18 protein-coding genes are annotated in these 20,140 nt (G+C 64.1%); 7 read left to right on the forward strand and 11 right to left on the reverse strand.

The annotated features are described in order from the left end of the window. The first annotated feature begins 25 nt into the window (after nucleotides 1–25). From IVB48_RS37495 to IVB48_RS37510, 4 genes are all read left to right on the forward strand, one after another. Nucleotides 26–1,954: a potassium transporter Kup gene (locus IVB48_RS37495; protein ID WP_247408120.1), complete on the forward strand. Its 1,929-nt coding sequence runs from the start codon at nucleotides 26–28 to the stop codon at nucleotides 1,952–1,954. 170 nt (nucleotides 1,955–2,124) lie between these two features. Further along, nucleotides 2,125–2,451 (forward strand): rhodanese-like domain-containing protein, encoded by a 327-nt coding sequence (locus IVB48_RS37500; RefSeq protein ID WP_015686918.1) that lies wholly within the window; start codon nucleotides 2,125–2,127, stop codon nucleotides 2,449–2,451. A gap of 8 nt (nucleotides 2,452–2,459) precedes the next feature. Further along, nucleotides 2,460–3,638, forward strand: coding sequence for an aminotransferase (locus IVB48_RS37505; protein WP_027569445.1), 1,179 nt, complete (start codon nucleotides 2,460–2,462; stop codon nucleotides 3,636–3,638). 3 nt (nucleotides 3,639–3,641) lie between these two features. Continuing rightward, the gene (locus IVB48_RS37510; RefSeq protein WP_247408122.1) at nucleotides 3,642–4,748 is read left to right on the forward strand and encodes a polyamine ABC transporter substrate-binding protein; all 1,107 of its coding nucleotides are present in this window, start codon (nucleotides 3,642–3,644) and stop codon (nucleotides 4,746–4,748) included. A gap of 132 nt (nucleotides 4,749–4,880) precedes the next feature. Here IVB48_RS37510 and IVB48_RS37515 read toward each other — a convergent pair whose 3' ends face one another. The 6 genes from IVB48_RS37515 to IVB48_RS37540 all read right to left on the reverse strand — a co-directional run bounded on the left by IVB48_RS37515 (nucleotide 4,881) and on the right by IVB48_RS37540 (nucleotide 9,745). Further along, nucleotides 4,881–5,813, reverse strand: coding sequence for a lipid A biosynthesis lauroyl acyltransferase (locus IVB48_RS37515; protein ID WP_247408123.1), 933 nt, complete (start codon nucleotides 5,811–5,813; stop codon nucleotides 4,881–4,883). Nucleotides 5,814–5,821: 8 nt separating this feature from the next. Beyond that, the gene (locus tag IVB48_RS37520; RefSeq protein WP_027569448.1) at nucleotides 5,822–7,099 is read right to left on the reverse strand and encodes a beta-ketoacyl-ACP synthase; all 1,278 of its coding nucleotides are present in this window, start codon (nucleotides 7,097–7,099) and stop codon (nucleotides 5,822–5,824) included. 99 nt (nucleotides 7,100–7,198) lie between these two features. After that, nucleotides 7,199–8,404 carry a beta-ketoacyl-ACP synthase gene (locus tag IVB48_RS37525; protein ID WP_247408125.1) on the reverse strand — a complete coding sequence of 402 codons (1,206 nt, stop codon included), beginning with the start codon at nucleotides 8,402–8,404 and terminating at the stop codon, nucleotides 7,199–7,201. Next, nucleotides 8,401–8,871, reverse strand: a complete 471-nt coding sequence (locus IVB48_RS37530; protein WP_007608856.1) for a 3-hydroxyacyl-ACP dehydratase FabZ family protein — start codon at nucleotides 8,869–8,871, stop codon at nucleotides 8,401–8,403. Before IVB48_RS37530 ends, IVB48_RS37525 begins: the two co-directional genes overlap by 4 nt. A gap of 10 nt (nucleotides 8,872–8,881) precedes the next feature. Beyond that, nucleotides 8,882–9,169: an acyl carrier protein gene (locus IVB48_RS37535; protein ID WP_007592476.1), complete on the reverse strand. Its 288-nt coding sequence runs from the start codon at nucleotides 9,167–9,169 to the stop codon at nucleotides 8,882–8,884. Between the two features lie 234 nt (nucleotides 9,170–9,403). Next, nucleotides 9,404–9,745: a hypothetical protein gene (locus IVB48_RS37540; RefSeq protein WP_247360403.1), complete on the reverse strand. Its 342-nt coding sequence runs from the start codon at nucleotides 9,743–9,745 to the stop codon at nucleotides 9,404–9,406. Nucleotides 9,746–10,015: 270 nt separating this feature from the next. Here IVB48_RS37540 and IVB48_RS37545 point away from each other — a divergent pair, with 270 nt between their 5' ends. After that, entirely contained in the window at nucleotides 10,016–10,639 is a 624-nt protein-coding gene (locus IVB48_RS37545; RefSeq protein WP_027569451.1) for a ParB-like protein, read from the forward strand. Nucleotides 10,640–10,698: 59 nt separating this feature from the next. Next, nucleotides 10,699–10,932: a hypothetical protein gene (locus IVB48_RS37550; protein WP_247408127.1), complete on the forward strand. Its 234-nt coding sequence runs from the start codon at nucleotides 10,699–10,701 to the stop codon at nucleotides 10,930–10,932. A 17-nt stretch (nucleotides 10,933–10,949) separates the two neighbouring features. On the opposite strand, the gene IVB48_RS37555 is transcribed toward IVB48_RS37550, so the two are convergent. From IVB48_RS37555 to IVB48_RS37565, 3 genes are all read right to left on the reverse strand, one after another. Continuing rightward, nucleotides 10,950–11,891, reverse strand: coding sequence for a hypothetical protein (locus IVB48_RS37555; protein ID WP_247408129.1), 942 nt, complete (start codon nucleotides 11,889–11,891; stop codon nucleotides 10,950–10,952). Between the two features lie 200 nt (nucleotides 11,892–12,091). Next, complete coding sequence (locus IVB48_RS37560; RefSeq protein WP_247408131.1) at nucleotides 12,092–12,670, reverse strand: peroxidase-related enzyme; 579 nt, start codon at nucleotides 12,668–12,670, stop codon at nucleotides 12,092–12,094. Between the two features lie 103 nt (nucleotides 12,671–12,773). After that, nucleotides 12,774–14,513 carry an ATP-binding protein gene (locus IVB48_RS37565; RefSeq protein ID WP_247286654.1) on the reverse strand — a complete coding sequence of 580 codons (1,740 nt, stop codon included), beginning with the start codon at nucleotides 14,511–14,513 and terminating at the stop codon, nucleotides 12,774–12,776. A gap of 438 nt (nucleotides 14,514–14,951) precedes the next feature. On the opposite strand from IVB48_RS37565, the gene IVB48_RS37570 reads away from it, so the two are divergent. Next, a complete protein-coding gene (locus IVB48_RS37570) occupies nucleotides 14,952–15,920 on the forward strand; it encodes a catechol 2,3-dioxygenase (protein WP_247408141.1) in 969 nt (322 codons plus the stop codon). Here IVB48_RS37570 and IVB48_RS37575 read toward each other — a convergent pair. Both IVB48_RS37575 and IVB48_RS37580 read right to left on the reverse strand, forming a co-directional pair. Continuing rightward, nucleotides 15,917–19,441, reverse strand: a complete 3,525-nt coding sequence (locus tag IVB48_RS37575; RefSeq protein WP_247408143.1) for a molybdopterin cofactor-binding domain-containing protein — start codon at nucleotides 19,439–19,441, stop codon at nucleotides 15,917–15,919. The two genes, IVB48_RS37570 and IVB48_RS37575, sit on opposite strands and share 4 nt — an antisense overlap. Further along, nucleotides 19,441–19,923, reverse strand: a complete 483-nt coding sequence (locus IVB48_RS37580) for a (2Fe-2S)-binding protein (protein WP_027569457.1) — start codon at nucleotides 19,921–19,923, stop codon at nucleotides 19,441–19,443. The genes IVB48_RS37575 and IVB48_RS37580 overlap by 1 nt, the downstream gene beginning before the upstream one ends. Between the last annotated feature and the right edge of the window lie 217 nt (nucleotides 19,924–20,140).

Genomic DNA, 20,140 nt, shown 5'->3' on the forward strand with positions numbered 1-20,140 from the left:
ATTTCAGAGGCCATCAGGCTCTCCCATGACAAGTGATGTAGCGATTTCCGCCCCGGAAGCGGCGGCGGCCAATGGGCATGGCGATGCCCACACCACCGCCGGTTTCGGTGCGCTGACACTCGGCAGCATCGGCGTCGTCTACGGCGACATCGGCACCAGCCCGCTCTACGCGTTCCGCGAGGCGGTCATGGCGGCTTCTGGCGCGGAGGGGCTGCCGACGCCGGCGGCCGTGCTCGGCGTGCTCTCCCTGATCCTGTGGGCGCTCATCATCGTGGTGACGCTCAAATACGTCGTGATCCTGCTTCGCGCCGACAACAACGGCGAGGGCGGCACGCTGGCGCTGATGGCCCTGGCCCAGCGCGCAGTCGGCACCCGCGGAACAACCATCGTCCTGCTCGGCATCATTTCCGGCGCCCTGTTCTACGGCGACGCCGTGATCACGCCGGCGCTCTCGGTGCTGTCGGCGATCGAAGGCATGAAGGACGTCACCCTGCACTTCGAGCCCTACATCGTACCGCTGACCGTGATCATCCTGGTCGGTCTGTTTGCCGTGCAGTCCCGTGGCACCGCTCGCGTCGCCGCCTTCTTCGGCCCGATCATGTGCGTCTGGTTCGCCGTGATCGCGATCGCGGCGATCCACCCGATCATCCAGCAGCCACAGGTGCTGTTGGCGCTGAACCCGCTCTACGCCGTGTCCTTCATGATCCACCATGGCATCATCGGGTTCGTGACGCTCGGCGCGGTGTTTCTGGCGGTCACCGGTGCCGAGGCGCTCTATGCCGACCTCGGCCATTTCGGCAAGCGGCCGATCCAGACCGCCTGGCTGTTCATCGTGGTGCCGTCGCTGGCATTGAACTATCTGGGGCAGGGCGCCCTCGTGCTCGGCGATCCCGGCGCGATCGTCAGCCCGTTCTTTCAGCTCTTCCCGCAAGGTTTTTTCCGCGGCTGCATGGTCGTGCTGGCGACCGCCGCAACAGTCATCGCGAGCCAGGCGGTCATCACCGGTGCGTATTCGCTGACGCGTCAGGCGATCCAGCTCGGTCTGTTGCCGCGTTTTGAAATTCGCCATACCTCTGAAGCCCATTCGGGCCAGATCTTCATCCCGCGCATCAACCAGCTCCTGCTGATGGCGGTGGTCCTGCTGGTGCTGCTGTTCCGCTCTTCCACCGCGCTAGCCTCGGCCTACGGCATCTCCGTCACCGGAACCATGGTGGTCACGGCGATGATGGGTTTTGTGGTGATCTGGAAGGTCTGGAAATGGTCGCCGTTCACGGCCGCCGCCCTGATCGCGCCGTTCCTGTTCCTCGATCTGACTTTTCTCGCCGCCAATCTGCTGAAGGTGTTTGAGGGCGGCTGGGTGCCCCTGGCGCTCGGCGCAGTCATGATGATGCTGATGTACACGTGGCGGCGCGGCAGCCGGCTGCTGTTCGAGAAGTCGCGCAAGCTCGAATTCCCGCTCGCCGACCTCGTGGCGATGCTGGAGAAGCGGCCGCCGCAGCGCGTGCCCGGCACCGCGGTGTTCCTGACCAGCGATCCCGTCAGCGCGCCGACCGCGCTGATGCATAGTCTGAAGCACTACAAGGTGCTGCACGAGAAGAACGTCATTCTCACGATCGAGACCGCACAGACCCCGCGCATCGATCCGGCCGAGCGGGTGAAGCTGGAACAAATCTCGCCGACCTTCTCCAAGGTGACGCTGAAGTTCGGCTTCATGGAATCACCCAACGTGCCGAAGGCGCTGGCGATCGCCCGCAAGCTCGGCTGGCAGTTCGACATCATGTCGACCTCGTTCTTCCTGTCGCGGAGGGCGCTCAAACCGGCCGCCCATTCCGGCATGCCGCGCTGGCAGGACCGGCTGTTCATCTCGCTCAGCCGTTCCGCCAACGACGCCACCGACTATTTCCAGATCCCCTCCGGCCGCGTCGTCGAGGTCGGCACCCAGGTCACCATCTAAAGTGACGATCTGATCCTCCGTTGGAAGGTCGCGCTTCAAGTCGCTGCGATTTAGCTTTAACTTGCGCAAGGCAGCTCAAGCCTTTGTAGCGCTTGATTTTCACCGGCCGAGAGGCGAGGTTGCCGGCCGCCGGGATCGCCCGGCAGCGGCCCGCGACGTTGGAGGATGATGTGGCAAATCAAGTACAGGATCTGACCCCGGACGAGGTCTCCAAGGGTGTCGCGGAAGGGCGCTATCTCCTTGTCGACGTGCGCGAGCCGAACGAGGTCGAGGCCGAGGCTTATCCCTACGGCGTGGTCGTGCCGCTCTCGACCTTCGATCCCAAGGCGATCCCCGATCCCGCGGGCAAAGAGGTCGTGTTCGCCTGCCGCTCGGGCAAGCGTTCGGTGACGGCCTCGCTGGCAGCGCAGGCCGCAGGCCTGCCTTACGACAAGCATCTGGCCGGCGGCATGCTGGGCTGGAAGGCGGCGGGTCTTCCCAGCAAGGTCGGCGGCTGACCCCGCCGATGTCCAAGAGCTCGTCCCTCAACAAGGTCTTCGCGGACCTTCCCGTCACCATCTTCGAGGCGATGTCGCAGGCCGCGCGCGACAATGCCGCCATCAATCTTGGCCAGGGCTTTCCCGACGATCCCGGCCCCGAAGACATCCGCCGCGCCGCGGCCGAGGCCTCGCTGAACGGCTACAACCAGTACCCGTCGATGATGGGCCTGCCAGAGCTGCGCCAGGCGATCGCGAGCCATTACGGCCACTGGCACGGCCTCGAGCTCGATCCGATGAGCGAGGTGATGGTGACCTCCGGCGGCACCGAGGCGCTGACCTCGGCGATCCTCGCCGTCGTCCAGCCCGGTGACGAGGTGGTGTGCTTCCAGCCGGTGTACGATTCCTATCTGCCGATCATCCGTCAGGCCGGCGGCATTCCGCGCCTGGTCCGGCTCGAGCCGCCGCATTGGCGGCTGAATGAGGACATGCTGAAAAGCGTCTTCAATTCAAAGACCAAGGCGGTGCTCTTCAACAATCCCCTGAATCCGTCCGCGGTGGTGTTTCCGCGCGAGGACCTCGAGCTTTTGGCGCGCTACTGCCAGGAGTTCGACGTCATCGCGATCTGCGACGAGGTCTGGGAGCACGTCACCTTCGACGAGCACAAGCACATCCCGCTGATCACCATTCCCGGCATGCGCGACCGCACCATCAAGGTCGGCTCGGCCGGCAAGATCTTCTCGCTGACGGGCTGGAAGATCGGCTTCGTCTGCGCGGCGCCGCCGCTGCTGCGCGTTGCCGCCAAGGTGCACCAGTTCCTGACCTTCACCACCGCGCCGAACCTCCAGGCCGCCGTCGCTTACGGGCTCGGCAAGCCGGACGAGTATTTCCTGTCGATGCGAAAGGACCTGGCGCGGAGCAGGGACCGCCTTGCCAAGGGACTGGAGAGCCTCGGCTTCCCGGTGCTGAAGTCGCAGGGAACCTACTTCCTCACCGTCGACCTGTCCCCGCTCGGGCTGAACGAGAGCGACACCGAGTTCTGCTGGCGGATCGTGAAGGACTACAAGGTCGCGGCAATCCCGGTATCGGCCTTCTACGAGCAGGACCCTGTGACCTCGGTGGTGCGCTTCTGCTTTGCCAAGAAGGACGAGACGCTCGACACCGCGCTGGAGCGGCTGTCGGACGCGGTGCGCGGGCGCAAGAGGTAGCAGATGACGATCGTCAGCCGCTTTGGTTTTGGCCTCGCGATCGCCGCCGCGCTGACGTTGCTCTCCGCTCCCGCCGGGGCCGAGGAGCGGGTCGTCAACTTCTACAATTGGTCGAACTACGTGGCGCCCGACGTCCTCGAGGCCTTCACCAGGGAGACCGGTATCAAGGTGGTCTACGACACGTTTGACGCCAACGAGACGCTGGAGACGCGCCTGATGGCCGGCAAGTCCGGCTATGACGTCGTGGTGCCGACGGCCTATTTCCTTCAGCGCCAGATCAAGGCCAACATCTTCCAGAAGCTCGACAAGTCGAAGCTGCCGAACCTGGCCAATGCCTGGCCGGTGGTGACCGAACGTCTCGCGATCTACGACCCCGGCAATGTCTACGCCGTCAATTACATGTGGGGCACGACGGGCATCGGCTACAACGTCGCCAAGCTGAAGCAGATTCTCGGAGCGGATGCGAAGATCGACAGCTGGGACATCGTGTTCAAGCCGGAGAATCTCGCGAAATTCAAAGACTGCGGCGTCCACATGCTGGATTCCGCCGACGACATCTTCCCGGCGGCGTTGAACTATCTCGGGCTCGATCCGAACTCGACCGAGCAGGCCGACCTCGACAAGGCCGCCGATGTCGTGGCCAAGGTGCGGCCTGCCGTGCGCAAGTTTCATTCGTCCGAATATCTAAGCGCGCTCGCCACCGGCGAGATCTGTTTCGTGGTCGGCTGGTCCGGCGACATCATGCAGGCCCGCGCCCGCGCTGCCGAAGTCAAAAGCGGCATCGAGATCGGCTACGCCATCCCGAAGGAGGGCGCGCAGATGTTCTTCGACAATCTCGCAATCCCTGCGGATGCCAGGAACGTCAAGGAAGCCTACGAGCTGATCAACTATCTCTACCGTCCGGACGTGGCCGCCAAGAATACGGACTTCCTGTCCTACGCCAACGGCAACCTCGCCAGCCAGAAGCTGGTCGACCCGAAAATTCTGAACGACAAGAACATCTATCCGGACGAGGCGATGCTCGCAAAGCTGTTCGTCATCACGGCGCGTGAGCCGGCGACCCAGCGGGTCATCAATCGGCTGTGGACCAGGGTGAAGACGGGAAGGTAATCGCGCCCATCTTTGCGAGGAGCGAAGCGACGAACCAATCAGAATCTTTCCGCGGGAGGATTCTGGATTGCTCGCTTCCACCTTCGCTCTTCGAGCTACGGCGGACAAGTCGCTCGCAATGACGGAACAAGATTACCGCCACCTGCGGTGCAGCCACAGCCACTGCTCGGGATGCTCGCGGACCCAGCCTTCCACCACGCTCGTGATCGCCTGGGTGGTGCCCTGGATGTCGATCTTGCCGTCGGCGTCGCGCACCGGCTGGACCTCTTCGGTGATCTCGGCGGTGAAGCGGCCGCCGGGCAGGCGGATGACGCGGACGCCGTGGATCGGGCATTCGACCTGGCGCAACAGGCGTGCCAGCATCGGATTGGCGCGGGTCTTGCGGCCGAAGAAGGTGACCTCGACGCCGCCGGACAGATACTGGTCGATCAGCATCGCGACGTGCTTGCCGTCCTTGAGCGCCTGCGCGAGCCGCAGCGGCGCGTCGCGCCCCGCCGGGATCAGCGTGCCCATGTTGACCTGGCGCATCTCCTGGATGATGCGGTCGGCGGAGGCGATATTGGGGCGGCGGTAGAGGATCGCCGTATCCAGCCCATGCGCGACCGCGGCGAGCGCCGGCAATTCCCAGTTGGCGAGATGCGCGGCGAAGATCAGCGCGGGTTTGCCGTCGTCGCGGATCTGATCGAACAGCTCGATGCTGCGCCTTGGCAGTTCGATCCGGCTGTTTTCCGGATGATCGCGGTCGTAGTCCCAGACGTGGTCCATATGGGCGAATTCGGCGCCGACGCGACCGAGATTGTCCCACACGCCCATCAGGATGCTTTCGATCTCTTCGGGCGATTTCTCCGGAAAGGCCGCGCTGAGGTTGGCGCGGCCGATGCGGTGCTCGCGCAGGCGCGGACCGATCGTCTTGGTGACGCGCGCGAAAAAGTCCGAGGTCTTGGCCGGATCGAAATAACGCGTGGTGCGCAACATGCCGACGGTGGCGGCGCCGATCAGCCCTCCACCGATCGATTTGGCCGTCGCCCGCGCGCGGGCTTTCGTCCTCGCAGGAAGCAGCGCCATGCGTCCGGTCAGGCCGGTTCGCGGGTCAGGATCAGCGAGGCGTTCTGGCCGCCGAAGCCGAACGAGTTCGACATCACCGCGGTGACGCGGGCATCGCGTGCCTTGTTGCCGACGACGTCGAACAGGATCGTGGGATCCGGATTGTCGTAGTTGATCGTCGGCGGGATGCGCTGATGTTCGAGCGTGAGCAGCGAGAAGATTGCCTCGACCGCGCCGGCGGCCGAGATGGTGTGGCCGACCATCGACTTGTTGGAGGTGACCGGAATCTTCGAGACGAGGTCGCCGAACACGGCCGATGTCGTATTGTACTCCATCTTGTCGTTCTCGGGCGTCGCGGTGCCGTGCGCGTTGATGTGGTCGATCTGGTCCGGCGTCATGCCGGCATCGGCCAGCGTCTTGTTCATGCAGCCGATGATCGGCTTGCCGTCGGGTGAGGAGCGGGTGCGATGAAAGGAATCGGTGAGCTCGCCGCAGCCGGCGATCACGCCGAGGATTTTTGCGCCGCGCGCGGTGGCGGCTTCATAGCTTTCGAGCACCAGCGCACCTGCGCCTTCGGCCATGACAAAACCGTCGCGGTTCTTGGAGAAGGGACGGGAGGCCGCCTGCGGCGGATCGTTCTGGGTCGACAGCGCCGAGAGCAGCGAGAAGCGCACCAGCGCCTCCGGATTCACGGTGCCGTCGGTCGCCACGCACAGCGCGGCATCGGTTTCGCCGCGGCGGATCGCCTCGACGCCGAGCTGGATCGAGGTCGCGCCCGAGGCGCAGGCCGTCGACAACGAGATCGGCGAGCCCTTGGTGCCGAAGGTCTCGGCGAGGTAGGCCGCGACCGAACCGAACATGAAGCGGTGGTGATAGGCGCTGTACTTGCCGCCACCGGAGATGCGCAGCAGATCGTCGTAATTGAAGTCGAGCTTACCGACGGCGCGCCCGAGCTCGCGGCGCTGCGGCCATTCGACTTCGACAGGTGCGACCGCAAGGAAGAGAGGACCCGGGAAATCCGCCTTGGCGCCGATGCCGGCCTGGTCCAGCGCTTCCTGCGTCACCAGTTCGGCCATCCGCTCGGACAGGCCGGTGGAGGAGAACGGATCGACGCTGACGAAATCCACCGTGCCGGCCATCGTGGTTTTCAGGCCGTCGACTGGAAAGCGCGTGATGGTGCGGATGCCGGATTCGCCGGCGACGAGCTTCGCCCAATTGTCGGTCTTGCCGTTGCCGAGCGAGGTCATGATGCCCATGCCGGTGACGACGACGACGGGACGCCCGAGTTTGTCGCGTGGTGCAGTCATGTCGATCCCCGCTTGAGCTGGAGCATGATCCGAAAAAGCGTGACGCGATTTTCCGAGAAGATCATGCCCAAACAATAACCTGCCAAAGCGCAACGCGCTCTAGCTTACTGCCTCGACCAGCGCCATGCCTTCGCCGCGCCAGTGTCCGGCCCCCACCACCACAATCTGGGTGGGCGCTCCCTGCATTTCAATCTCGGTGCCCGTGGAATCGTTCGGCGGAAACAGCGCGCCGCGAGAGATCGACAGCGCGGCGAGCGCGATACCGAGCGGGAATTGCGTCTCCATGGTGTGGCCGAACATCGTGCCGGTCGAGCGCACCGGGAACTCGGCGTGGCCCTTCAGGAAGCCGCGCTCTTCTGATGTCGCCGGCTCAGCGCCGGTCGCACCGGATATGATCGCGCCCTTGCCGTCGCGCTTCGGCAACTTTGCCCAAAGCTTCTCCAGCGTCGCGGCCATGTCGCCGGGGGTCTTGCGCCGGGCGAGGTCGGCAACGACGCTCGACAGCTTCGCGAACGGCTTGGCACCGCGCGCCTCCGCATGCGCCTTGGACTCCAGCACCAGAAACGCGCCAGCCGAGCCGAGCGCGAAGCCGGCGTTGTCCTCGCGCGCCCACACGGGTGCGAACTTGTCCTTGAGATTGAAGTCGCCGAATTCGTATAGGACCATCAGGTCCTTGCGCTCGCCATTGTGCGAGCCGCCGATCAGGGCGATGTCGCTCTCGCCGGAGGCGATGCGCGACAATGCAATGCGGGTGGCATCGGCGCCGGCAACCTCTTCACCCATGAAGGTGCGCGAGGTGCCGCCAATGCCATGCACGATGGCGATGTTGCCGGCGAGCAGGTTGGAGAGCTGGGCCAGGAACAGCGTCGGCCTGAGATCGCTCATCAGCCGCTCGTTGAGGAAGCCGGGCGCGTTGGCACCCTTGGCCTCGGCCGTGAGCACGCCGGTGTCGACGTTGAGATCGCGCTCTCCGCCGCCCGCGGCGACGACCATGTCGATCTTCGACAGGATATCCTTGTTGCCCTTGATCCCGGCGGAGTCGAGCGCAAGCCCGGCCGCATAGGTGCCGATGCGCTGCCAGGCTTCCATCTGGCGCTGGTCGCCCTTCTTCGGGATTTGGCTGTCGAAGGTAACCGGCATCAGGGGGTGCACGATGTAGGGCGCAAAGCCCTTCTCGTCGACATTGATGCGCTTCTCCTGAAGCGCGGCCCAGTTGGCGTCCAGGCCCTCGCCGAGCGAGGTGGCCAGGCCAATGCCGGTGATCCAGACTTCCGTCTGGGCGGGCTTCGAAGCAGTCTCGGTCATGGCGATACGGCCTGTTGCGGAAAGCCGACGCGTTTGGCGACCGCGTCCATGTGGGCGCGCATATCCGCATGGGGAAAGGGAATCTGCGTGAAGGTCAGCGTCGAATTCGCGCGCAGCTTGCCGCCGACCTTGATCTTGGCTTCGGTCACGGCGTAGCCCGAGCCCTGATGGGCCAGGCTCGCCTCGATGCTCATGAGATCGCCGGGGAAGACCGAGCCGCGGACCTTGGCCTCCTTGACGGCAGCCAGGATCGGCATGCGCTCGAATTTGAGCACGCCAAGCTGAAGCCAGCCAGAGGCCTGCGCCATCGATTCGATCAGGAGCACGCCGGGCATCAGGGGATAGCCCGGGAAGTGCCCCTCGAAAATGGTGCTCTCCATCGGGACCTGAGCCTCGACGACAATCGTCTTCGCGTCGACGTTGAGGTCGACGACGCGATCTATCATGTGGAAGTATTCGAGTTGCATGACCGCGCGCTTAGGCGCTCGCGCCCTTGGCCGCAACCAGTTCGTCGATGCGGGCGCACAGGTTTTTCAGCACGAAATACTGCTCGGTGGTGGCTTTGCCGTCGTTGACCTCTTGGGTCCACTTTTCCAGCGGCAGCTTGATACCGAACTGCTTGTCGATCGCGAACGCGATGTCCAGGAAATCGAGGCTGTCGATGCCGAGGTCATCGATGGCATGGCTATCCGGCGTGATCGTGTCGCGCGGGATGTCGCAGGTTTCAGCGATGATCGTAGCGACCTGATCGAATGTGGAGGACATCACTAAGCCTTTGATATATTGCAGATGTTTGTCAGATTTTCCAGAGTGGAACGGTGGGTGGGCATCGCGCCCCGATGACGCCCTCAACCCCCCTCTGGCCGGGTCGAAAGCCCGTATATCGGAGCGCCGCCCTGAGTTCAATGGAGCCGGCGGGTGTGGGGACAGGGCTGGGGAGGCCTCGGCTGAGCCGCTTCGGCCGAAGGACCGTCGGCGGGCCTCGCCAGACGTCTTGCCTTAGATGTGCGGCGTCGTGATCTTGACGCAGTCGCGGCGGCCCATCAGCACGCAATCCTGGGTCCGGCGCAGGTCGGCGATGCTCACCGCGAGCCAGATCCCGATCGCGGTCAGTGCGATGGTGAAGGCCAGCGCCGCGATATTCGCGAGCATGCGATGGCGGAAATCGTCCGGTTCAGTGCGGGGCTGCTCGTAGCGCGACAGGTCGAGCGGCTCGGGCGCGACGCGCAACTGCTGCACGCTAGCGTTGCCGCGGTAGCCCGTCGGGGAAGGCGAGGTGCGCGGCCTGAACTGGAGCACCCGGTGCTCGTCATCCGAGCTTATGGGCCGCTGGGTTGTCATGGTGCAGGGATCACTCCGAAGCAGCGATTTTTAGATAGCATACGTGGTGAACACGTTGCAGAAAATCTTCTCAACGCGCACGTGCATTGCGCGTTCGCACTATCTAGCAGGGTTGCGAACGAAGGACCGCGGGACCGTGGTCGTTCCGGGCCTGCAGAGGGTGCAATGCAATAATCTCCGCCCAGCCGAATGCATTGCCGGCGCAATGCCCATGGCATAGTCCAGGGAACCTGATCACGCAGCTGCAACCATGTGAAGGGCTCTCCAACCATGACCAATACGCGCGAACCGAGAGTGCATCCGGTGTCGATCCTGTCGCTGCGGCCGACGCAGATGACGGTCGGGATGCGCGAGGTCAAGGAGAAGCGCAAGCGCTGGCGCGAGCACGACAAGAAAAAGCAGGCCGATCTGCTCGGCAAGCATATGATCCCCGTCGTGCATGGCCCCGACGAGCGCTATTACGTGATTGACCATCATCATCTCGGTCGCGCTCTGCACGACGAGGGCGTCAAGGAGGTGCTGGTCACCATCGTCGGCGACCTCAGGATGGTGGAGCGCGAAGCGTTCTGGGGCGTGATGGACAACAAGCGCTGGGTTTACCCTTACGACGCCAAGGGCGAACGGCGCCCGTTCCGCGATTTGCCGAAATCCGTCGTCGCCCTCAAGGACGATCCCTTCCGGAGCCTTGCCGGCGAGCTGCGCCGCATGGGCGGCTTCGCCAAGGACACCACGCCGTTCTCCGAATTCCTGTGGGCCGATTATCTGCGCCGAAAGCTGTCGCGCAAGGCTGTGGACGCCAATTTTGACAAGGCGCTCGAAAAGGCGATGTCCTCAGCCAAGAGCAAGGATGCGATCTATCTGCCTGGCTGGTGCGGTCCGGCTGACGATGATTAGGCGCAACGCTCACGTCAGTACGGCATGCGGCTCCGCAAACCGGATCTGATCACAGCCTCTTGAGCGAAACCATCTTCCGTCCGCACGAAGCGGTGCTGAAACAAAGCCGTGCCATCTGTGGGATTGTCGAGCTCACACAGGAGGCCGAAATGCGCCGTCTGGTTTTCGCCGTTGCCCTGCTCGTGGTCGCTTCAGCCGGGATATCGGCATCGTTTGCCGCAGTACACCATGCCAAGACGTTGACGTTTTCCGAGCGCTTTGCCCCGGCGCTCGAGCTGATGGCGAAGCGCTAGGACAGATCCCCGCCAGTTCAACCAGCAGCGTCGCGATCGATTTTGCGCAGCCGCACAAAGGCGGCCCAGGCCCGCGGATAATCCTTGTCCGTGGGATCGATCGTAAGTAGCGCGCGGCATGCTTCCTTGATCTCCTCAGGCGGAGGACGCTTGGCCGGAACTCCGGACGATTTGGCGTCTTCCCAGCGAGCCTCGACATCTCTTGCAAAAGCCAGGGCCTCGGCGCTCGTCCGCTTCTGCGCCGATTTCGCCAGCGGATGGTCCGAGGGGAAATTCGGCCATGCGGCCGGCGGCTGGTCGACACGCCACGTCAGTTCATCTGCTTGTCGCGCCTCCACGCCCGAACCTGAATGCTGCGCGGCTGGCGCCCATCCTGCCCCCGCTGAGGCTGCCGAACCCGATGAGCCGGCCGATCTCCGCGGGACCGCCGAACCTGGCGCGACCGCCGCTGTCTGTCCGGCGAGCTGGCCAAGCTGTTGTTCCATCGTTCCGCCGCTGGACTTGGGGATGATTTTTTCGACGGTCTTGATCATTGACAGCGCGCTAGGGGATATCAGCGTGTTCTGGTCGGCAATTTTGTTATCGGCCGCGTCTGGGCAGGGCTTGTAAGGAGACCGCTGCGACGTCATCCGGCCGTCGTCGTCGATACGGGCAAAATCGATCGCGACGGTGTAAACGAATGCGGCCTCGACATACTGCCTCTCCTTGTCCATCGCCTTTACGGAGCCGCATACGTATTTTGCCTGGTCCGTATCGATCGTTCGCAGGCCGTTGAAGTGAGCTGAATTCGGCGCAACGAGGACGCGCAACACGGCAGCCCGCGCCTTGCCATGCTCCGATTCGAACATGCTCCATATCTCGTTTGCGTTGATGATCTCGGGCTGATAGTTCCACGCGTATCCGGCCGCGAAGAATGCCGTGCCGATACAGGTCGCGATAACAAATGCCCGCACGTTCATGAGAAGCCCCTCGACAGGCACGACTCATCAGCATCTCCGGTGAGGGAAACTGCGCAAGTTGTGCCAAAGCGTTTGTGCTAGTTGAGGGTGAGATTCTTAATAAAACGTGTTCGATTGCGAAAACGCAGAGTTCCCGTCAAACGGGAACTCATCCACTGCGTTTGTCGGCTATGCGTTCCTTCCGCGTTCGCGGCAGTCGGTCATTTCTTTGGCAGCCGTCCCATCAGATAGAATTCGTCATTCGGCCGCATACCGGTGAAATTCGCCAGCCGGTTTGACAGTGCGAAGAAGGCGGAGATTGCGGCGATGTCCCAGATGTCGTCGTCGCTGAAGCCATGCGGCGCAAGCGCGATGAAATCGTCCTCGGAAATCCGCTGCGCATCGGCCGAGACCTTCATCGCGAAGTCGAGCATCGCCTTTTGCCGCGGCGTGATGTCGGCCTTGCGGTAGTTCGTGGCGATCTGGTCGGCGATCAGCGGGTTCTTGGCGCGGATGCGCAGGATCGCGCCATGCGCAATCACGCAATACTGACACTGATTGGCTGCCGAGGTCGCGACCACGATCATCTCGCGCTCGGCCTTGGTGAGGCCGCCGTCCTTCTCCATCAGTGCGTCGTGGTAGGCGAAGAAGGCGCGGAACTCGTCCGGGCGGTAGGCCAGCGTCAAGAACACGTTCGGCACGAAGCCGCTCTTCTCCTGGACGGCGAGAAGACGTGTGCGGATGTCGTCAGGGAGCGCATCGAGGGCGGGAGCGGCGAAGCGTTGCGCAGGCTTTGTCATGGGCATGGATTCCGGCTTGGGGCCGGCAACCATAGTCGATGCCGGCGCCATGCTCAACGTGACGCCAGGCTCGCAATGCCGGAGCTGGAAAACGAGCGTTGCTTTACCGCAGCGGCTTCTTCAGCAGCGAGAAGCGGTCCGGATCCAGCCCCATCGACGGTTGCAGCATCGGGGCTTCGACGTTGGAGAGCGTCTTCGCGGGCGGCGCCGAGAATACCGGATCGTTCGGCACGTCGCGCTGCGAGGTGGCGCCGCGCCAGCGCTCGAGCACGGCGCCGACGAAATGCATGTCGTGACCGGAGGTGACGGACGGCACGCTGCTGATGGTGGCTTCGCCGCGCGGCAATTGATGCGGCGGCACCTCCTTGAAGCGCAGCCGCGTCGGCAGCGCGACACCTTCGCCAAATGCCAGCACTTCGCGGGTGCCGAGCGAGGGCACGAACGAGAGCAGATTCGCGGCCGCATCCGACACCGCGGCGCGCAGCAGCGCCTGGTCACGCTCGTTGGCAAGACGCATCGTGAACAGCGTGTTGCACTGGGAGATGATGGTCGCGTCGAGCTCCGCCGGACGCTGGGTGATGAGGCCAAGATAGACGCCGTATTTGCGGCCTTCCTTGGCGATGCGCGACACCGCCTTGCGGGTCGGCCCGAAGCCCACATTGCGATCGGCGGAGGCGTAGCGGTGAGCCTCTTCGCAGACGAACAGCATCGGCGAAACGCCGTCGCTCCACAGGCCGAAGTCGAAGGCCATGCGGCAGAGCACCGAGACGACGGAATCGATGACTTCGGCCGGGAAGCCGGCGAGCTGCATCACCGTCATCGGCTTGCCGTTGGCCGGCAGGCGGAACAGATGGCTGATCACCTCGGCCATGGTGTCACCGCCGACATTGGCGTTGTCGAACATGAAGGCGTAGCGCGGGTCGTTGCGGACCGCCTCGATGCGGGAGATCAGCTTGTGATAGATGATGCGCGAGGAGCGGTTCTCGAGCTTGCCCATGCGCTCGTCGATCAGCGACATCAGATCGACCAGACGATAGGGCACCGGCGTATCGACGGTGTAGCCGATCTGCTTGGGATCGATGCGCTTGAGGCCAATGCGGTCGGCGTTCTGGTACTGGGTGTAGACGCCCTTGGCGAGGGGAATGACCTCGGCGAGGACGTCGAGCTCCTCCGGCACGCCGGCGCGGCCGCCGAACAGCACGTCGACGATTTCCTCGAAATTGAACAGCCAGAATGGCAGTTTCAAATTGCGCGGGTTGAGCACCAGCGCTCGGTCGCCGAAGCAGCGGCCATATTCGTTGTGCACATCGAGCAGGAAGATGCGCAGGTTCGGGCGTGCCTTGAGGATCTCGTTGAGCAGCAGCGACACACCGGTCGATTTGCCGACGCCGGTCGATCCCAGCACCGCAAAGTGTTTGGAGAGCATTTCCTCGATGTCGACATAGGCGACGACGGAGCTGTCCTGCTGAAGGAAGCCGACATTGATCTGGTCGGAGCCGGTGGGCGCGTAGATCGTGCGCAGCTCCTGGCTCGTGATCAGGTCGACGGAATCGCCGATGGTCGGATAGTTGGTGACGCCGCGCTGGAATTTGGCCTTGCCGGTGGCGTTGAGAATTTCCCCGAGCAGGTCGACCGAGGCGATGGCGATCAAATCGTCGTTGCTCGAGAGGTTCTCGCAGGACACCTCGGTGATCATGGCGACGATGACCGAGCTGGCGCAGCGGATACTGACGAAGCGGCCGACGGTTGCCCGCACTTCCGAGACCGGCATCCGGCTTTCAGGCAGCAGCCCGACCCGGGCGAGCGATCCGCGAACCGAAATCACGCGTCCAAAGGATGTCACAATGAATGAACCTGGCAAGAGCAACGGGTTGCCCGGACTATGCACGGCCGTCGCTGGACAAACGGTTAAACGGCAGGCGCCGGCGCTTCGTTAAATCCGCGACAATTCGGGTGCGAAGTTTGTTCCCAATGCATATTCCCTGGCAGAAGCGCCCGGAAAATGCTGCTTTTTCCCGGCCGACGGGCCTGAGTGCGCTTAAGAGAGACTTTACCATTCGGGCAGTCGGTCCGCGGTTCCGGGACGGGTTGGTCATCCTAGACGGTTCGTCATCCACCCTCGGCGGTCTTGCTTGATTTGTTGACGGGACCTAATCATTTGTACATTGGTACAAATGAACCGTCGGCCTAGTGCCGCCCACCGGCGCGTGAGCGGATTGCCGCCTGCGCCAGATCGCGGGATCCGGTCCAGCGGATCGCAAGCCACGTCTTGGAGGACACCATGCAACCCGAACCGATCCTCGATCTCGCTCATCTCGGCCACATGGAGCTGTTGACACCGAAGCCGGACGAGAGCCTGAAATTCTTCGTCGACGTTATGGGCATGACCGTCAGCGGACAAAAGGGCGAGTCGGTCTATTTGCGCGGCTGGGACGATTACGAGCGCTATTCGCTCAAACTGACGGCGTCGAAGACATCGGGCATGGAGCACATGGCGTTGCGCGCGCGCAGCCAGCAGGCGCTGGAGCGCCGCGTCGCGGCGCTGAAGGGGTCCGGCTTCGACATCGGCTGGATCGACGGCGATATGGGGCAGGGGCCGACCTTCCGCTGTCGCGATCCCGATGGACACATCGTCGAGCTCTATTACGAGACCGAATGGTATCAGGCGCCGCCCGAGCTGAAACCCGCACTGAAGAACCAGGCGCAGCGCTTTCCCGCGCGCGGCGTCAATGTCCGCCGCATCGACCATCTCAATTGCCTCGCCGTCGACATCAAGGCGAACCGCGAGTTCTTCGAGAACTATCTCGGCTGCCGGCTCACCGAGCAGATCGTGCTCAACGACGGCCGCGAAGCGGCGATGTGGCTGACGGTGTCCAACAAGAGCTACGATTTCGCCTATTCGCTCGACCATTCCGGCACGCCCGGCCGCTTCCACCACGTCACCTACGCGCTCGACAGCCGCGAAGAGATCTTGCGCGCCGCCGACATCTTCCTGGAGAACGGCATCCACATCGAGACCGGCCCGCACAAGCACGCGATCCAGCAGACCTTCTTCCTCTACGTCTACGAGCCCGGCGGCAACCGCGTCGAAGTCGCCAATGCGGGCGCGCGCCTCATCCTCGCGCCCGACTGGAAGCCGATCGTGTGGACCGAAGAGGAGCGCAAGAAGGGGCAGGCGTGGGGCCTGAAGACGATCGAGTCGTTCCATACGCACGGCACGCCGCCGGTGGACGTGAAGAAGCACGCTTAATGTGCTGAGGTCCGGAGGCGCGTGACTGTCTCGCGCACGCCGGTCCATGCCGGCCTGTCCGGGGCGAACTGCTTGCGCAGGAAGGTGACGAGTTCCTCGACCTGCGCATCGCTCATGCTGTTCTTGAAGGCCGGCATGTAGCCGAGATCGCTCGACGCCGGCTCGGCGATGCCGTGCAGGATGATTTGAACGAGATTGTCTGATGTGACGCTGTGCAGATTGCTGTTGAGTGCCAGCGAAGGCCGGCTGCCGAACAGCGGCAGGCCGCCGACCTCGTGGCAGACGGCGCAGGCGCCCTGATAGAGCCGTGCGCCGGTGGAGGACGCAGTTTTAACTTGCGTCGCGCTTTCGAGACGTGCCGCAAGCGCGTCCGGTGCTTCGGTTGTGGTGTCGTTGAATGAGTTCAGATAGACCGCCATGGCGCGGATGTCCTGGTCGGGCAGGGCTTTGAGGTCCCTGACGATTGGCGCCATCGGTCCGGCGGCGACGCCATGATATCGCGAGTGGCCGGTGCGCAAATAGGCGAACAGCTCGTCCTCGCTCCATGGGATCGGCGCGTGGGAGAGTGAGGTCAGCGGCGGCGCCTCCCAGCCCTCGGCAAAACCGCCGGCGAGATAGGCGCCACGCTGCTCGGCGCCGAGCGCGTTGCGCGGCGAATGGCAGGCGCTGCAATGGCCGAGACCTTCGACCAGATAAGCGCCGCGATTCCAGACGTCGGATTTGGCAGGATCGGGCTTGAACTCGCGCGTCTGGTGGAACAGCGCATTCCATCCGGCAAGTAGCGGGCGGAGATTGAACGGGAAGGCGAGCGCATTCGCCGCTGCCGGTGCGCGCACCGGCGGCTGCGCCATCAGGTAAGCATAAAGCGCCTGCATGTCGGCATCGCCAGTCTTCGAAAAGTGCGTGTAGGGGAAGGCGGGATAGAGTTGCCGTCCGTCGCGATGCAGCCCGTCGCGCATCGCGCGCTCGAAGGCGGGATAGGACCAGGCGCCGATGCCGGTCTCGACGTCGGGCGTGATGTTGGTCGCGTAGATCGTGCCGAACGGCGTCTCCAGGGCGCGGCCACCGGCGTTGAGCGCACCGCCGATCATGGTGTGGCACTCCGCGCAATTGCCGAGTGCGGCCAGCTGCTGCCCGCGCGCGATCGTCGCGGCGGAATAGACAGATGCATCGGGTCGGGCGATCGGCGCGATGGCGCGGCCAGGCAAAAGCGCCGCACCGATGCCGATTGCCGCGGTGCAGACGGCCGCGATCGTCGCGAAGATGCCGGCGCGTTTGGCGAAGGGATTTTCCCAGATGCGGGATGGCTGTGGGGTAGCGGGAGCGGGCAGCGCCTGCGGCGTGGCCGGCGCGCCGCCGTGCAATCCTTTCAGGACGCGCTCGGGCGTGAACGGCGGCTCGCGAAAGCGCACGCCGGTGGCGTCGAAAATCGCGTTCGCAATCGCAGCCGCGCTCGGGACCGAGGCGGATTCGCCGACGCCGAGCGGCGGCTGGTCCGGTCGCGGCAGCAACAACACGTCGATCTTGGGCACGTCAGGGAACGGGATGATCGGATAGGCGCCCCATTCCCGCGCCGCGACTGCGCCGCGCTCGAACGAGACCTCCTCCATCAGCGCGCGGCTGGTGGACTGGATGACGTTGCCATGGATCTGGTGGCGCACGCCGTCCGGGTTGATCATCAATCCGGAGTCCTGCCCGGCGACCACGCGCGTCACGCTGACGTCGCCGGTCGACTTGTTCACGGCAACGTCGGTGACCCAGGCCGACCACGCCGCGCCATAACCGGGAAATTTGCTGTGGACGTAGAGTGCATAGGCAAAGCCGCGCCCATGCACGATCTCGCCGTCTTTCTCTTCGCGCACCGGTCGCGGCGTCCACCCCGCGCGCTCGGCGACCGCATGGACGAGATCGACGGCGCGCTGATCCCTAAGGTAACGCAAGCGATATTCGATCGGGTCAACGCCGGCCTCGGTCGCGGCCTCGTCGATATAGGATTCATGCGCAAATGTGTTCGGCAGGGCCGAGACGCCGCGAAACCAGGACGCGCGCACGATCGGCGCCATGTCGTGTGCGACGACGCGCATGTGGTCGTAATCGTAAGGCGGGATCGCGGTCCGGTCGCCCATCTGGAGGACGTCCGCCTTCGGCCATATCCGCCCCGTCAGCAACAGCGCCAATGTCGGCGCGGCATTCGACGGATACCGCGTGGCAAGATCGTAAGCAGCGACGCCGCCCTCCGCGTTCAGGCCGCCATTGACGTCGATGAGCTGCGCGGCACCCTTGGGCTCCCAGGCGTGCTCCTGCTCGCGCGTCAGCTGCACGCGCACGGGCCGGCCGACCGCGCGCGAGAGCAACAGCGCGTCCGCCGTGACATCGTCGGCGCAGTTGCGGCCGTAGCAGCCGGCCGCCTCCAACCTGATGATCTCGATGTCGCTCTCGGGACGTTCAATCAGCAGCGACAGGTCTGCGCGCAGCAGGTGCGGATTTTGCGTGCCCGACCAGACGCGGATGTTGCCGTCCTGGAAGTCGGCGACCGCGCAGGACGGGCCGATCGAGGCATGCATCTGATACGGCCAGACGTAAGTGCGCTGCATCGGCTTGGCCGCGCGGGCAATGGCAGCATCGACGTCGCCCTTGTCGATCAGCGTGCGCGGCGTCGATGGATTGGCGCGCAGCGCGTTCTCGACGTCGGCGAGATCGGTCAGTTCAGGCGTCGGTCGCCAGCTCACCGCAAGCTGCTCCGCCGCGCGGATCGCGTTCTCCTCGCGCTCCGCGACGATTCCGACGAAATCGCCGATGCGCACGACGGCTATGATGCCGGGAATGCCGCGCACCGAGGATTCATCGACCGAAATCAGGCTGGTGCCGACAAACGGGCCGGCGTCGACGCCAGCATAGGGCGGTCGCACCACGCGGCCGTGCAGCATGCCGGGCATACGGATGTCGTGCACGAAGGTCAGCTCACCCGTGGCCTTGGCCGGCAGGTCGACGCGGGGCATCGATTGGCCGACAATGGCGTAATCGCCGACCGGCTTGACGGCGACGCCGTCGGCAAGCTCGAGACGAATGGTCTCTCCGCCGATCAACTCGCCATAGCTGACGCTGCGATTGTCGTGGCCGCGCACGAGGCCGTCTTCGATCCTGAGATCGGCTACCGGCAGTTCCAGGCGCTCGGCCGCACGTGCGATCAGGAAGTGACGCGCCTGCGCGGCGGCTTTGCGCAGGGGAACGGCGGTGATCTGGATGGTCTCGCTCGCGATCGTCGCGCCCTGGTTCGGCACCATTGCAGTGTTGCCGAGCACGACGACGACGCGGGCAAAGGACACATCCAACTCCTCGGCCACGATCTGGCCCAGCGCCGTGCGGATGCCGGTGCCGAGATCGACATGTCCGTTGTAGGCTGTGACCGAGCCGCTCGCGGTGATGCGGACGAAGGTCTCGGATGTGCACTCGTCCACAGTGCGGACGACGACGAGCGAGCCGGATTGCAGCTCAGCTCCGTTCGGATGCGGGGACGCCATCAATCACCGGCCTCGGCGAGCTGGCCAGACGCACGCATTACGGCGCGAAGGATTTCGATATGCGTGCCGCAGCGACAGAGATTGTAGCGCAGCGCCGCCAGCGCCTCCTGTTCGGTGGGCCGCGGGTTGATCGCAAGCAGCGCCTTGGTGGTCATGATCATGCCGTTGAGGCAGTAGCCGCATTGCGCGGCCTGCTCGTCGATGAAAGCCTGCTGCACCACATCCGGTTTGTCGCGGGTGCCGAGCCCCTCGAGCGTCACGATGTCGCGGCCGCCGCAGCCGCTGATCGGAATGACGCAGGAGCGCGCCGCCGCGCCATCGATCAGGACAGTGCAGGTGCCGCATTCACCGAGGCCGCAACCGTATTTCGGACCGTTGAGCGCGAGATCGTTGCGCAGCACGTAGAGCAGCGGCGTATCGCGCGCCGCAGTGATCTCGTGGATCCTGCCGTTCACGGTGATGCGGATCGGTGTCTGCGTCATCTCGTTCCCAAGTCGACTCGTTGAGCGCCGCGGCCAAAGCTTCGCGAAAATTCCAAGTCCGCTCAAAATCTACGTTGCGACAATACCGTTTGTACACAAACGTGCAAGCCGTGCATGCCGCAGTGCAGCGCGAATGCCTTCTTTGTGGACAGAGCGGATAGGCAAATGAGGTTTTATGCGGCAGGCGTATGTTTTGCGCCGCACCGCCGCTTGACAG

This window comes from Bradyrhizobium sp. 76 (assembly GCF_023073025.1).
Classification (GTDB): domain Bacteria; phylum Pseudomonadota; class Alphaproteobacteria; order Rhizobiales; family Xanthobacteraceae; genus Bradyrhizobium.

Bases quoted from the DNA above. Each gene is read 5' to 3' on its own strand.
- IVB48_RS37515 (WP_247408123.1), bottom strand. From the start codon at position 5,813: ATGGCGCTGCTTCCTGCGAGGACGAAAGCCCGCGCGCGGGCGACGGCC.
- IVB48_RS37575 (WP_247408143.1), bottom strand. From the start codon at position 19,441: ATGGCGTCCCCGCATCCGAACGGAGCTGAGCTGCAATCCGGCTCGCTC.
- IVB48_RS37505 (WP_027569445.1), top strand. From the start codon at position 2,460: ATGTCCAAGAGCTCGTCCCTCAACAAGGTCTTCGCGGACCTTCCCGTC.
- IVB48_RS37525 (WP_247408125.1), bottom strand. From the start codon at position 8,404: ATGACCGAGACTGCTTCGAAGCCCGCCCAGACGGAAGTCTGGATCACC.
- IVB48_RS37580 (WP_027569457.1), bottom strand. From the start codon at position 19,923: ATGACGCAGACACCGATCCGCATCACCGTGAACGGCAGGATCCACGAG.
- IVB48_RS37535 (WP_007592476.1), bottom strand. From the start codon at position 9,169: ATGTCCTCCACATTCGATCAGGTCGCTACGATCATCGCTGAAACCTGC.
- IVB48_RS37540 (WP_247360403.1), bottom strand. From the start codon at position 9,745: ATGACAACCCAGCGGCCCATAAGCTCGGATGACGAGCACCGGGTGCTC.
- IVB48_RS37520 (WP_027569448.1), bottom strand. From the start codon at position 7,099: ATGACTGCACCACGCGACAAACTCGGGCGTCCCGTCGTCGTCGTCACC.
- IVB48_RS37495 (WP_247408120.1), top strand. From the start codon at position 26: ATGACAAGTGATGTAGCGATTTCCGCCCCGGAAGCGGCGGCGGCCAAT.
- IVB48_RS37510 (WP_247408122.1), top strand. From the start codon at position 3,642: ATGACGATCGTCAGCCGCTTTGGTTTTGGCCTCGCGATCGCCGCCGCG.
- IVB48_RS37570 (WP_247408141.1), top strand. From the start codon at position 14,952: ATGCAACCCGAACCGATCCTCGATCTCGCTCATCTCGGCCACATGGAG.
- IVB48_RS37560 (WP_247408131.1), bottom strand. From the start codon at position 12,670: ATGACAAAGCCTGCGCAACGCTTCGCCGCTCCCGCCCTCGATGCGCTC.
- IVB48_RS37530 (WP_007608856.1), bottom strand. From the start codon at position 8,871: ATGCAACTCGAATACTTCCACATGATAGATCGCGTCGTCGACCTCAAC.
- IVB48_RS37555 (WP_247408129.1), bottom strand. From the start codon at position 11,891: ATGAACGTGCGGGCATTTGTTATCGCGACCTGTATCGGCACGGCATTC.
- IVB48_RS37545 (WP_027569451.1), top strand. From the start codon at position 10,016: ATGACCAATACGCGCGAACCGAGAGTGCATCCGGTGTCGATCCTGTCG.